Origin of the sequence: Streptomyces sp. NPDC085946 (assembly GCF_044540485.1) — a bacterium.
Taxonomy (GTDB): Bacteria; Actinomycetota; Actinomycetes; order Streptomycetales; family Streptomycetaceae; genus Streptomyces.
Window position 1 is genome coordinate 61263 of the sequence record NZ_JBITSF010000018.1, and the last position, 13562, is coordinate 74824.

General features: G+C 74.9%; 8 protein-coding genes and 1 tRNA gene. 8 read left to right on the plus strand and 1 reads right to left on the minus strand.

Features of this window, described 5'->3' with window-relative positions:
- The first annotated feature begins 116 nt into the window (after positions 1-116).
- The 7 genes from ACIF8T_RS29460 to ACIF8T_RS29490 all read left to right on the plus strand — a co-directional run bounded on the left by ACIF8T_RS29460 (position 117) and on the right by ACIF8T_RS29490 (position 11804).
- Complete coding sequence (locus ACIF8T_RS29460; protein WP_400039144.1) at positions 117-1646, plus strand: methyltransferase; 1530 nt, start codon at positions 117-119, stop codon at positions 1644-1646.
- 216 nt (positions 1647-1862) lie between these two features.
- Complete coding sequence (locus ACIF8T_RS29465; protein WP_400039145.1) at positions 1863-2060, plus strand: hypothetical protein; 198 nt, start codon at positions 1863-1865, stop codon at positions 2058-2060.
- Between the two features lie 247 nt (positions 2061-2307).
- Positions 2308-5139 (plus strand): type I DNA topoisomerase, encoded by a 2832-nt coding sequence (gene topA / locus ACIF8T_RS29470; RefSeq protein ID WP_400039146.1) that lies wholly within the window; start codon positions 2308-2310, stop codon positions 5137-5139.
- Positions 5140-5251: 112 nt separating this feature from the next.
- Positions 5252-8491, plus strand: coding sequence for a dTMP kinase (gene tmk / locus ACIF8T_RS29475; RefSeq protein ID WP_400039147.1), 3240 nt, complete (start codon positions 5252-5254; stop codon positions 8489-8491).
- Between the two features lie 165 nt (positions 8492-8656).
- On the plus strand, positions 8657-9862 hold the full coding sequence (locus ACIF8T_RS29480) for a DNA polymerase III subunit delta' (RefSeq protein ID WP_400039148.1): 1206 nt from the start codon (positions 8657-8659) through the stop codon (positions 9860-9862).
- A 170-nt stretch (positions 9863-10032) separates the two neighbouring features.
- Positions 10033-11622 carry an alpha/beta hydrolase gene (locus ACIF8T_RS29485; protein WP_400039149.1) on the plus strand — a complete coding sequence of 530 codons (1590 nt, stop codon included), beginning with the start codon at positions 10033-10035 and terminating at the stop codon, positions 11620-11622.
- Positions 11623-11730: 108 nt separating this feature from the next.
- A tRNA-Thr gene (locus tag ACIF8T_RS29490) sits at positions 11731-11804 on the plus strand.
- Positions 11805-11848: 44 nt separating this feature from the next.
- Here ACIF8T_RS29490 and ACIF8T_RS29495 read toward each other — a convergent pair.
- Complete coding sequence (locus ACIF8T_RS29495; protein WP_400039150.1) at positions 11849-12430, minus strand: GNAT family N-acetyltransferase; 582 nt, start codon at positions 12428-12430, stop codon at positions 11849-11851.
- A gap of 204 nt (positions 12431-12634) precedes the next feature.
- Between ACIF8T_RS29495 and ACIF8T_RS29500 the strand changes: the two genes are divergently transcribed.
- On the plus strand, positions 12635-13531 hold the full coding sequence (locus ACIF8T_RS29500) for a glycosyltransferase family 2 protein (RefSeq protein WP_400039151.1): 897 nt from the start codon (positions 12635-12637) through the stop codon (positions 13529-13531).
- Positions 13532-13562: the final 31 nt, after the last annotated feature.

A 13562-nucleotide genomic window follows, 5' to 3' on the forward strand; every position in this document is an offset into this window, starting at 1 on the left:
GCCGGCGTCCGGCCCGGGCGTGGAGTGGCGCGGGGCATGTGAGGGCGGTGCGCGTCCGGTCGGGCGAGGGGTGGCGCGGGGCGCGGGGCGACGGTGCCGGCGGCCACAATGGGGGCGTGAGTAACGCCACCCTGTCCCCCCTGCCCTCCTCCGACCGCCCCGACGTCGCCGCCCGGCTGCGGGACGCGCTGCTCGGAGCCTCCTTCACCGCCGACGGACTGCTCGAACTGCTCGGCGCCCCCGCGTACGCGGCGCTGGCGCGCAGCGAGACCGTCCCCGCGCTGCGGGCGACCCGCGGGGACACGCCGCTGGAGGCGCTCGTCCGGCTGTTCCTGCTCCAGCAGCCGGTGCCGCACGCGCGCGTGGCGGACGTCCTGCCCGTCGACGCCTGCCTGGACAGCGGCTGGCTGGTGCGGGTGGGAGGGGACCGCGGGGACGACGTGGCCGCGACCGTCGACGTCCGGCCGTACGGCGGTCCCGGCGGCGAGGACTGGTACATCGTGTCGGACCTCGGGTGCGCGGTCGGCGGCGCCGGCGGCGTCGGCGGCCGCGACGAGGGCGTCGTCCTCGGCGTCGGCGGCGCGTCCACCACCCTGGCCGGCATCACCGTCCGCACGCCCGTCGCCGCCGCCCTCGACCTGGGCACCGGCTCCGGGATCCAGGCGCTGCACGCCGCGCGGCACGCCACGCGCGTGACGGCGACCGACGTCAACCCGCGCGCGCTGCACATCACCGCGCTGACCCTCGCCCTGTCCGGTGTCCCGGCGGCCGACCTGCGCCGGGGGTCGCTGTTCGAGCCGGTCCGGGCGGACGAGACGTACGACCTGATCGTGTCGAACCCGCCGTTCGTCATCTCGCCCGGCGCCCGGCTCACCTACCGCGACGGCGGCATGGGCGGGGACGATCTGTGCCGCTCGCTCGTTCAGCAGGCGGGGGAACGGCTGAACGCGGGCGGGTTCGCGCAGTTCCTCGCCAACTGGCAGCACGTCGAGGGGGAGGACTGGCAGGACAGGATCAGGTCGTGGGTGCCGCAGGGATGCGACGCCTGGATCGTGCAGCGCGAGGTGCAGGACGTCACCCAGTACGCCGAGCTGTGGCTGCGGGACGCCGGCGACCACCGCGGTGACGCCGCCGCGTACCAGGCGCTGTACGACGCGTGGCTCGACGAGTTCGAGGCGCGGCGGGTGCGGGCCGTCGGCTTCGGCTGGATCACACTGCGCCGGACGGACTCCGCCGCGCCGTCCGTCACCACGGAGGAGTGGCCGCACCCGGTCGAGCAGCCGCTCGGCGACACCGTCCGCGCGCACTTCGACCGGCTCGACTACCTGCGCGCGCACGACGACGCGGCCCTGCTCGCGGCGCGCTTCCGGCTCGCCGACGAGGTCGTCCAGGAACAGGTCGGCCTGCCCGGTGCCGAGGACCCCGAGCACGTCGTGCTGCGCCAGAACCGCGGCATGCGCCGGGCCACCAAGGTGGACACGGTCGGCGCGGGCTTCGCGGGCGTCTGCGACGGCACGATGAGCGCGGGCCGCATCCTGGACGCCATCGCCCAGCTGCTCGGCGAGGACCCGGTCCTGCTGCGCGACCGCACACCGGCGCAGATCCGGCTGCTGGTGGAGCAGGGCTTCCTGGAACCGGCCGGCTGAGACGGGACGGGCCCCCGCGGGACGGACGGGAATGAGCTTCCACACGATCGAGCCGATGTGGACGGGCCGTTCCCGGACGGTCCGGCGGCCCGGCGGCCGTGATCCACAGCCCTGTCCGCCCCGTGTTCACCCCGGATTCGCCCGGCCGTCGCGCGCGCGTGCCAGCCTCCCTGCGCGGGGCAGGCGCGGACGGGAAGAAGAGGAGCGCGGGCAGCCATGGAGAGCGGACCGGCGATCTTCGCGGGCATGGTGTTCTCCCTGTTCGGAGGCGGGCTGCTGGTGTGGACGGCGACCTGCGCGCGGCACCGCCGGCCCGTCGCCCACGGTGTGAGCCCCGTCGCATCGGTGGTCGTCGCGGGCCTCGCCGCGGTGCTCGCGCTGGGCCTCGGCGCATGGTGCCTCGCCCGTCTCTGAGGGCGCTGAACAGGGCGCGCCCCCCGGTAACCGGGATGTCGCGCTCCGGATATGCCGCCCAGAATGCCGGGCGGTCCGGGCGGCAGGAATGGTGGTAGTCGGGTTACCGTTCGAGTGGCCGTTGCGGGCTTTTCCCGTTTGACACGGGGGCGGGATGTACCGTCACACTCCGCAGCGTCACCCACGACCCGACCCCGGGAGCACAGGCCTGGGGAGGCCCCAGCGTCGACCGGAGAGAAGAGCGAAGTTGTCCCCGACCAGCGAGACCGCGAAGGGCGGCCGCCGACTCGTCATCGTCGAGTCGCCTGCCAAGGCGAAGACGATCAAGGGCTATCTCGGGCCCGGATACGTCGTCGAGGCGAGCGTCGGGCACATCCGCGACCTCCCCAACGGCGCCGCCGAGGTGCCCGAGAAGTACACCGGTGAGGTCCGCCGCCTCGGTGTGGACGTCGAACACGACTTCCAGCCGATCTATGTGGTCAACGCGGACAAGAAGGCGCAGGTCAAGAAGCTCAAGGACCTGCTGAAGGACTCCGACGAGCTCTACCTCGCCACCGATGAGGACCGCGAGGGCGAGGCCATCGCCTGGCACCTCCAGGAAGTCCTCAAGCCGAAGATCCCGGTCAAGCGGATGGTGTTCCACGAGATCACCAAGGACGCGATCCGGGCGGCCGTGGCCAACCCGCGCGAGCTCAACCAGAAGCTGGTCGACGCCCAGGAGACCCGCCGCATCCTCGACCGCCTCTACGGCTACGAGGTCTCGCCGGTGCTGTGGAAGAAGGTCATGCCGCGCCTGTCGGCGGGCCGCGTCCAGTCCGTCGCCACGCGGCTCGTGGTCGAGCGGGAACGCGAGCGCATGGCGTTCCGTTCCGCTGAGTACTGGGACCTGACGGGCACCTTCGCGACCGGCCGCGCGGGGGACCCCTCGGACCCGTCGTCGCTGGTCGCCCGCCTGCAGACCGTCGACGGCAGGCGGGTCGCGCAGGGCCGCGACTTCGACTCCCTGGGACAGCTCAAGAGCGCGAACATCCTCCACCTCGACGAGGCGACCGCCCGCGCCCTGGTCACCGCCCTGGAGAACACCCGCTTCTCCGTGCGGTCCGTCGAGTCCAAGCCCTACCGCCGCTCGCCGTACGCCCCGTTCCGTACGACGACGCTGCAGCAGGAGGCCAGCCGCAAGCTCGGCTTCGGCGCGAAGGCGACCATGCAGATCGCCCAGAAGCTGTACGAGAACGGCTACATCACGTACATGCGTACGGACTCCACGACCCTGAGCGAGACGGCGGTCGCCGCAGCCCGCGCCCAGGTCACGCAGCTGTACGGCGCCGACTACCTGCCGCCGCAGCCGCGGACGTACGCCGCCAAGGTCAAGAACGCGCAGGAGGCGCACGAGGCGATCCGGCCCTCGGGCGACCGGTTCCGGACGCCCGCGGAGACCGGTCTGACCGGTGACCAGTTCAGGCTGTACGAGCTGATCTGGAAGCGGACGGTCGCCTCCCAGATGAAGGACGCCACCGGCAACAGCGTCACCGTGAGGATCGGTGGCACGGCCGCCGACGGCCGGGACGTCGAGTTCAGCGCGTCCGGCAAGATGATCACCTTCCACGGCTTCCTGAAGGCCTACGTCGAGGGTGCCGACGACCCGAACGCCGAGCTCGACGACCGCGAGCGCCGGCTGCCGCAGGTCGCCGAGGGCGACGCCCTGACCGCCGAGGAGATCACCGCCGACGGCCACTCCACCAAGCCCCCGGCCCGCTACACCGAGGCCAGCCTGGTCAAGGAGCTGGAGGAGCGCGAGATCGGCCGCCCGTCGACGTACGCGTCGATCATCGGCACGATCCTGGACCGCGGCTACGTGTTCAAGAAGGGCACGGCCCTGGTGCCGTCCTTCCTGTCCTTCGCCGTGGTCAACCTGCTGGAGAAGCACTTCGGGCGGCTCGTCGACTACGACTTCACCGCCAAGATGGAGGACGACCTCGACCGCATCGCCCGCGGCGAGGCGCAGGCCGTGCCGTGGCTGAAGCGGTTCTACTTCGGCGAGGCCAACGGCATCGGCGGCGCGGCCGACGCCGGCAACGGCGACGGGGACCACCTCGGCGGCCTCAAGGAACTGGTGACCGACCTGGGCGCGATCGACGCGCGCGAGGTGTCGTCGTTCCCGGTGGGCAACGACATCGTGCTGCGGGTCGGCCGCTACGGCCCGTACATCGAGCGGGGCGAGAAGGACACCGAGCAGCACCAGCGCGCCGACATCCCCGACGACCTGGCGCCGGACGAGCTGACCGTCGAGCTCGCGGAGGAGCTGCTCGCCAAGCCGAGCGGCGACTACGAGCTGGGCACCGACCCGGCCACCGGCCACACGATCGTCGCCAAGGCCGGCCGCTACGGCCCGTACGTCACGGAGATCCTCCCCGAGGGCACCCCGAAGACGGGCAAGAACGCGGTCAAGCCGCGCACGGCCTCCCTGTTCAAGTCGATGTCCCTGGACACGGTGACCCTCGAGGACGCGCTGCGGCTGATGTCGCTGCCGCGCGTGGTCGGCACCGACGCCGAGGGCCAGGAGATCACCGCGCAGAACGGCCGCTACGGCCCGTACCTGAAGAAGGGCACGGACTCGCGGTCCCTGCAGTCCGAGGACCAGCTGTTCACGATCACGCTGGAGGAGGCGCTGGCGATCTACGCCCAGCCCAAGCAGCGTGGCCGGGCGGCCGCCAAGCCGCCGCTGAAGGAGCTGGGCGACGACCCGGTCAGCGGCAGGCCGGTCGTGGTGAAGGACGGCCGCTTCGGGCCGTACGTCACCGACGGCGAGACCAACGCGACCCTGCGCTCCGGCGACAGCGTCGAGACGATCACGCCCGAGCGCGGTTTCGAGCTGCTCGCCGAGAAGCGCGCGAAGGGGCCCGCCAAGAAGACGGCGAAGAAGGCTCCCGCGAAGAAGGCGCCGGCGAAGAAGACGACGACCGCCAAGAAGACCGCGGCGAAGAAGACCACCACCGCCAAGAAGACGACGACGGCCAAGACGGCGGTGAAGAAGACCGCCGCCAAGAAGGCGACCGCGTCGCGGGCCGCGGAGGACTGACGGCCGTCTCCCGTTCGGAATGCGAACGCCCCGGTGCCACCCGGCACCGGGGCGTGAACATGCCAGGACGGGGTACTCCAGTGATACCGGCACGTCCCGATAGGCTGAACGCATGACGCGAGCCGAGCAGCCTACGGCCTCCCACCCGGCCCCCGACGACGCCCTGGTCGCGGACTCCCGCGAGCGCGCCGTCCGCGCCCTGCTGCGCCAGCCGCAGTTGAAGCGGCTGTGGAGCGCCCAGCTCGTGGGCGGCGTGGGCGACACCCTCGCCCTCCTGGTCCTGGTCCTCCTCGCCCTCCAGGCGGCGGTCGCCGAGGGCGCCTTCGGCGGGGGCTACCGGGGCGCCGCGTTCGCAGTGGCGACCGTTTTCGGGGTGCGCATCCTCGCCACCCTCCTCTTCGGGGCCGTGCTCCTCGGTCCGCTCACCTCGCTGACCTCCCAGGACGGTCCGCTCGACCGCCGCTGGACCATGGTCGGCGCCGACGGGCTGCGCGCCGCGCTGCTCATCGTCGCGCCGCTGTGGATCGACTGGACGCCCGACGACGCGCTGCCCGCCCTGCTGGCCACCGCCTTCGTCATCGGTGTCGCCGAGCGCTTCTGGACGGTGTGCCGCGAGAGCGCCGCGCCCGCGCTGCTGCCCGCACCGCCGCCGGAGGGCGCGTCGGTCCGGCCGCTGCCGGACCACGTGGACGCGCTGCGCCGGCTGTCGCTGCGCACGGGCTTCGTGGCGATCCCGCTCGCGGGCGTCGCGCTGGTCGCCGCCGGGCTGCTCAACAACCTGCTCGGCGCGGGCGTCGACTGGTTCGCCCAGCACCAGGCGGCCCTCGCCTCGTACGTCGCGGCCGGGCTGTTCGCCGCGTCCCTGTCCGTGCTGACCTTCCTGGAGCTGCCCGGCATGCGCACCCCGCGCGCCCGGTCGCCGCTGGAGGGGCTGCGCCGCCCGAAGACCGGCACGGGCGCCGAGAAGGGCCGCACCGGCGCCATGCCGCTGCTGGTGCTGGCGTGCGCGTCCGTCGCCGCGGCGGTCTCCGCGGCCGTCGCCGTGTCGGTGCTGCACGCCAAGGACCTGGGCGGCGGCCCGGTGCTGTTCGGGCTGCTGGTCGGCGCACTGACCGGCGGTGTCGTCGTCGGCATCCGCACGGCGCCCGCCGTCCTGCCCGCCCTGTCGCGGCGGCGGCTGCTCGCCATGGCGATCGCCTTCACCGGCGTCGCCCTGCTGGCCGCCGGACTGGTGCCCGACGTCACCAGCGTGCTGCTGGTCGCGCTGCTGGCCGGTGCCGGCGCCGGCATGGCCGCCAACCTCGGGCACACGCTGCTCGACCAGGAGACCGAGGACTTCCGGCGGACCCGCACCACGGAGCACCTGCACGCGGTCGTCCGGGTCTTCGTCGCCCTCGCCGCGGTGATCGCGCCGCTGGTCGCGGCGGGGATCGGCCCGCACCGCCTGGAGAACGGCAAGTTCGTCTTCGCGCACGGCGGCGCCGCCTTCACCCTCATGCTCGTCGGCGCGCTGCTGCTGCCGGTGGCCGCGCTGGTGCTGGCCAAGGCCGACGACCGGTCCGGGGTGCCGCTGCGCCAGGACCTGCGCGACGCCCTGCTGCGCGGCGACGACCCGGAGCAGGCGCCCGCCGCCACCGGGTTCTTCATCGCCCTGGAGGGCGGCGACGGGGCCGGCAAGTCCACGCAGGCCGAGGCGCTCGCCGAGTGGATCCGCGCCAAGGGCCACGAGGTCGTGCTGACCCGTGAGCCGGGGGCGACGCCGGTCGGCAAGCGGCTGCGGTCGATCCTGCTGGACGTCTCCAGCGCCGGCCTGTCGCACCGCGCGGAGGCCCTGCTGTACGCCGCGGACCGCGCCGAGCACGTGGACACCGTGGTCCGGCCCGCGCTGGAGCGCGGCGCCGTGGTCATCTCCGACCGGTACACCGACTCCTCGGTGGCCTACCAGGGCGCGGGCCGCGACCTGTCGCCGGTCGAGATCGCGCGCATCAACCGGTGGGCGACCAACGGGCTCGTGCCGCACCTGACCGTGCTGCTGGACGTGGCGCCGGAGACCGCCCGGGAGCGGTTCACGGAGGCGCCGGACCGGCTGGAGTCGGAGCCGGCCGAGTTCCACGCGCGCGTGCGCGCCGGTTTCCTGACGCTGGCCGCGGCCGACCCCGGGCGGTACCTGGTGGTCGACGCTGGCCAGGAGCCCGAGGCCGTGACCACGGTCGTCCGGCACCGGCTCGACCAGGTGCTGCCGCTGTCCGAGGCCGAGATCGAGGCCCGGGAGGAGGCGCGCCGCAAGGCCGAGGAGGAGGCCCGCAGGAAGGCGGAGGAGGAAGCCCGCCGCAAGGCCGAGGAGGAGCGCCTGGAGCGCGAGCGCCAGGAGCAGCTGGCCCGGCTGCGCGCCGAGGAGGAGGAGCGCAAGCGCCGCGAGCTGGAGGAGGCGCAGCGCCGCGAGGCCGAGCGGCAGGCGGAGGAGGCCCGGCAGCGGGCCGAGGAGGCGCGCCGCAAGGCCGAGGAGGAGCGGGCGCGGCTCCTCGCGGAGGAGAAGGCCCGGGCCGAGGAGGAGGCCCGCCGCAAGGCCGAGGAGGAGCGGCGCCGCAGGCAGGCCGAGGAGGAGGCGCGCATCCGCGCCGAGGCCGAGGCGCGGCGCCTGGAGAAGCAGCGCAAGGCCGAGGAGGCCCTGCTGCGGGCCGAGGAGGCCCGGCGGCTGGCGGAAGCGGCGGCGGCCGCGGCGGAGGCCGGGCCGGCGCCGGCGGCTCCCGCGCCCTCCGGCCGGCCGGCCCCGCCGGACGCGGTGACCGTCCCGACGCCGGTGGTGACGCCGGCCGACGCCTCGGGCGGGCCCGTGGAGGAGACGGCGGTGCTGCCCCGGGTGCCGGGGGAGGGGGCCGCGCCCTCCGGCGGGCAGGCGTCCGGGCGGTCCGGCGGGAAGCCGGGCGGCGGGTCCGACGCCGAGGTGACGGCCGAGCTGCCGATGCCGCCGGCTCCCGCGGCGGAGGACGAGACGGCGGTGCTGCCCCCGGTGGTGCCGGGTGCCGCGGACGAGACGGCCGTGCTGCCCCCGGTGCGGCCGGACGCCGCCGGGGAGAGGGCCGTACGGCGGCCCGTGCCCGGGGAGGACCCCGCGGACCGGGTGCCGCCGGGCTTCTTCCGGGACGAGCGGGCCGGGGCCCGGCCGGACGGGACCGAGGACCGTACCCGCGAACTGCCCCAGGTCGGCGCGGACGGCGGTCCGCGGCGCCGGCAGCGGTCCGACTGGGCCGAGGAGACGCCGCTGGACGATCTGCCGACGCTGGCGGACGAACTCCTGGGACCGCGCGACGACGAGCGCGGTGACGAGGGGGGCCGGGGGCGGCGCCGCTGAGGGGCCGGGCCGGGGACCGGGCGCTGAGGTGCTGAGGCACCGGTACGGAGACCGGTCGTCGGGACCGGGGCCGGTGCGGCGCCCCGGGGCGCGGCGGCCCGTTGTCAGTGCCCGCCCGCACAATGGGGGGCGCAAGGTGGACGTGACGGAAGGGCGGCGTGACCCATGACCGTGTGGGACGACCTCGTCGGGCAGGAGAAGGTGAGCGAGGTGCTCGGCGCCGCCGCCCGGGACGCCGACGCCCTGGTCACCGCGGTCGCCACCGACGCGCCGGTGCCCGAGGCGTCGAAGATGACCCACGCCTGGCTGTTCACGGGCCCCCCGGGAGCGGGCCGCACCCAGGCGGCGCGGGCCTTCGCCGCCGCGCTGCAGTGCGTCAGCCCCGACCGGGCGCTGGGCGGCGCCCCCGGCTGCGGCTTCTGCGACGGCTGCCACACCGCCCTGATCGGCACCCACGCCGACGTCACGACGGTCGCCGCCGTCGGCACGCAGATCCTCGCCGACGACATGCGCGACACCGTCCGCAAGTCCTTCACGTCGCCGGCGAACGGCCGCTGGCAGGTCATCCTCGTCGAGGACGCCGAGCGGCTGAACGAGAAGTCCGCCAACGCCGTCCTCAAGGCCGTCGAGGAGCCCGCCCCCCGCACGGTGTGGCTGCTGTGCGCGCCCTCCATCGAGGACGTGCTGCCGACCATCCGGTCCCGCTGCCGCCACCTCAACCTGCGCACGCCCTCGGTGGACGCCGTCGCCGACATGCTCGTCCGGCGCGAGGGCATCGAGCCGGACGTCGCCGCCGCAGCCGCCCGCGCCACCCAGGGGCACGTCGACCGGGCCCGCCGCCTGGCCACGGACCCGGCGGCCCGCGAGCGCCGCGCCGCCGTGCTGAAGCTGCCGCTGCGGGTGGAGGACATCGGCGGCGCGCTCAGGGCCGCCCAGGAGCTCGTCGACGCGGCCACCGAGGACGCCAAGCAACTCGCCGAGGAGACCGACGCCAAGGAGACCGAGGAGCTGAAGGCCGCCCTCGGCGCGGTGCAGGGCGGCCGGATGCCCCGCGGCACGGCGGGCGTGATGAAGGACCTGGAGGACAAGCAGAAGCGCCGCAGGACGCGCACGCAGCGCGACAGCCTCGACCTCGCCCTGACCGACCTCACCGGCTTCTACCGCGACGTCCTGGCCCTCCAGCTCGGCTCCCGCGTCGCCCTCGCCAACACGGACGCCGAGGACGCGCTGGAGCGCCTCGCCCGCGGCAGCACCCCCGAGGCCACGCTGCGCCGCATCGAGGCGATCGCCGCCTGCCGCAAGGCCCTCGACCGCAACGTCGCCCCGCTGCTCGCGGTCGAGGCGATGACCATGGCGCTGAGAGCCGGCTGACCCGCCCGCGGCCACCGCTCCCACGCCCTCGGCGCACGGCACCGGCGGCCTCCCCGCACGCGTTCCGCACACGCACTCCTCACACGCACGCGCGACGCACCGTGTAACTCGTACGAGGCACGGCGTGTGCACAGGGCGCCCGTCCGGTCGCGCAGAGTTACGCTCGCTGGATGCACACAAGGCGCACCCTTCGCAGGACCCGTACCGCGGCCACCCTCCTCGCCACCGCCGCCCTGCTCGTCTCCGCCTGCTCGTCGGGGAGCACGACGAGCACCGCCGCCGGTTCGGCGGCGGCCGCGGAGGGCGCGGCACTGGCCGCGCTGCCGCAGGCCACGCCCGCCGCGCTCCGGCCGTACTACGGGCAGAAGCTGGCCTGGCGGGCCTGCGGCGCACCCGGCTTCGAGTGCGCCACGCTCAAGGCGCCCCGGGACTACGCCGACCCCTCCGCCGGCGACGTCCGGCTCGCCGTCGCCCGGAAGAAGGCCACCGGCCCGGGCGGGCGGCTCGGCTCGCTGCTGGTGAACCCGGGCGGTCCGGGCGGCTCGGCGGTCGACTACCTCCAGGCGTACGCGGGCGTCGGCTACCCGGCGCAGGTGCGGGCCCGCTACGACATGGTGGGCGTCGACCCGCGGGGCGTGGCCCGCAGCGAGCCCGTCGAGTGCCTGGACGGCCCGGAGATGGACGCGTACACGCGGACCGACACCACCCCCGACGACCGGAAGGAGACCGACCGGCTCGTCGAGGCGTACCGGACGTTCGCCGAGGGGTGCGGCCGGGACGCGCCCGAGCTGCTGCGGCACGTCTCCACCGTCGAGGCGGCCCGGGACATGGACATCCTGCGGGCGGTCCTCGGCGACCGGAAGCTGCACTACGTGGGCGCGTCGTACGGCACGTTCCTCGGGGCGACGTACGCGGGGCTCTTCCCGGACCGGGTGGGGCGGCTGGTGCTGGACGGGGCGATGGATCCGTCGCTGCCCGCCCGGCGGCTGAACCTGGAGCAGACGGCGGGCTTCGAGACGGCGTTCCAGTCGTTCGCGAAGGACTGCGTGCGGCAGCCCGACTGCCCCCTGGGCGGCCCGGGCACGAAGCCGGCGCAGGTCGGCAGGAACCTGAAGGCCTTCTTCGGGAAGCTGGACGCCCGGCCCCTGGCCACCGGTGACGCCGACGGCCGCCGGCTCACCGAGTCGCTCGCCACCATCGGCGTGATCGCGGCGATGTACGACGAGGGCGCCTGGCCGCGGCTGCGCGAGGCGCTGGCGTCGGCGATGCGGGACGGCGACGGCGCGGGCCTGCTCCTGCTCTCCGACAGCTACTACGAGCGCGAGGCCGGCGGCCGCTACTCCAACCTGATGTACGCCAACGCGGCCGTGAACTGCCTGGACCTGCCGCCCGCCTTCGAGAGCCCCGACGAGGTCCGCGAGGCGCTGCCCGCCTTCCGGAAGGCGTCGCCGGTCTTCGGCGAGGGCCTCGCGTGGGCGTCGCTGAACTGCGCGTACTGGCCGGTCGCGGCCACCGGCGAGCCGCACCGCATCCAGGCCCGGGGCGCGGCCCCGATCGTCGTCGTCGGCACCACCCGCGACCCGGCGACGCCGTACCGCTGGGCCCAGGCGCTGGCCCGGCAGCTCTCCTCGGCCCGCCTGCTCACCTACCAGGGCGACGGCCACACCGCGTACGGCCGCGGCAGCAGCTGCATCGACTCGGCGATCAACGCCTACCTCCTCCGGGGCACCGCGCCGGCGGACGGGAAGCGCTGCTCGTGACGGGTCCCGCCGGCCCCGGAGGCGGTGCCTCCGGGGCCGGTGCGAAGCACCCTCGGAAACTGTGTAGACTTACCGTCGTTGCTGATCGCACCATGGTGCGGACAGCGCGCCGCTTTAGCTCAGATGGCCAGAGCAACGCACTCGTAATGCGTAGGTCTCGGGTTCGAATCCCGAAAGCGGCTCTGAAGAACCCCAGGTCACGTATCCCTTGACCTGGGGTTTTCTGTCATGGTCGGGTGCGCAGGTCCAGGCGCATCAGGACGCGCGGGTGGCCGGCGAGGACCGAGGTGGTGTCGGCGGCGTGGGTGAAGCCGGCGCGTTCGAAGTTCTTGCGGATCCCGGCGTACGCCATCGTCATGTCGACCCTGGCGTCGCCGTTGTCGAGGGGGTACGCCTCGACCGCCGGTGCGCCGTGCGCGCGGGCGAAGTCGACCGCGCCGGCGATGAGCGCGTGCGAGATGCCCTTCCTGCGGTGGCCCGGGCGGACCCGGACGCACCACAGCGACCAGACCGGCAGGTCGTCGACGTGCGGGATCTTGCGGTTGCGGGCGAAGGAGGTGGCCGAGCGCGGGGCCACCGCGGCCCAGCCGACCGGCTCGTCGCCGTCGTAGGCGAGTACCCCGGGGGGCGGGTCGGCGCGGCAGAGCCCGGCGACGTACGCGCCGCGGTCGGGGCCGCGCAGTGCGTTGTTGAGCCTGGACGGGACGCGGTAGCTCAGGCACCAGCAGACGTTCGCCGTGGGCGACTTGGGGCCGAGCAGGGTGCGGACGTCCTCGAAGACCGCAGCCGGGCGTACTTCGATGGTCATGGCGCCACGATGCCACGGCGCACGGGGCGAGGCGGGGGACGGCGGCTCGAACGCAGGAACGTGGCCCGGCCCGCACGCGCCGGCGGACCGCCGCCGGGCCGAACGGCGCGGCCAACGCGCCGACGGGCAGGCGTACACCGGCGGTCCCCGCCGTGAACGGCTGGCATCGCGGGTCGGCCGACGGCCGGGACGGGGTGAGGACGTATGGAGACGCCGAGGATCGCGGTCGCCGTGGTGACCATGGGCAACCGGCCCGCCGAGGCCGACGCGCTGCTGGAGTCCGTGGCCGAGCAGGACGTGCCGCCCGCGCGGACCGTGATCGTGGGCAACGGCTGCGCGCTGCCCGAGTTCGCCGCGCGGCTGTCGCTGCCGGGCGAGGTCACGGCCGTCGAGCTCGACGAGAACCTCGGCTGCCCGGGCGGCCGGAACGCGGCGATCGCGCGGCTGCGGGAGTTCGGGGACGTCGACGTCGTCGTCGAGCTGGACGACGACGGCCGGCTCGTCGACGCCGACGTGCTGCGCCGGGTCCGGGACCTGTTCGCCGCCGACGGCCGGCTCGGCGTCGCGGGCTTCCGCATCGCCGACGAGCACGGCGAGACGCAGCAGCGGCACGTGCCCCGGGTCGGCGCCGCCGACCCGCTGCGCGGCGGTTACGTCACCGGGTTCCTGGGCGGCGGGCACGCGCTGCGGATGGCGATGCTCGACGAGATCGGCGACTGGCCCGCCGCGTTCTTCTTCGCGCACGAGGAGACCGACCTGGCCTGGCGCGCGGCCGACGCCGGCCGGCGCATCCTCTACGCGCCCGAACTCCTCCTCCGGCACCCGCGGACCTCGCCCGCCCGGCACGCCGTCCACTACCGGGTCAACGCCCGCAACCGGGTCTGGCTGGTCCGCCGCCGGCTGCCCTGGCCGCTCGTCCCCGTGCACCTCGGGGTGTGGGTGCTGCTCACCCTCGTCCGGAACCGCCGGTCGCCCGCCGGGCTGCGCGCGTGGTTCGGCGGGTTCGTGGAGGGCGTGCGGGAGCCGGCGGGCGAGCGGCGGCCCATGCGCTGGCGGACGGTGTGGCGGCTGACGCGGCTGGGGCGGCCGCCCGTCATCTGACGGGGCGCGTCTCCCGCCGTGCCCGGGGCGG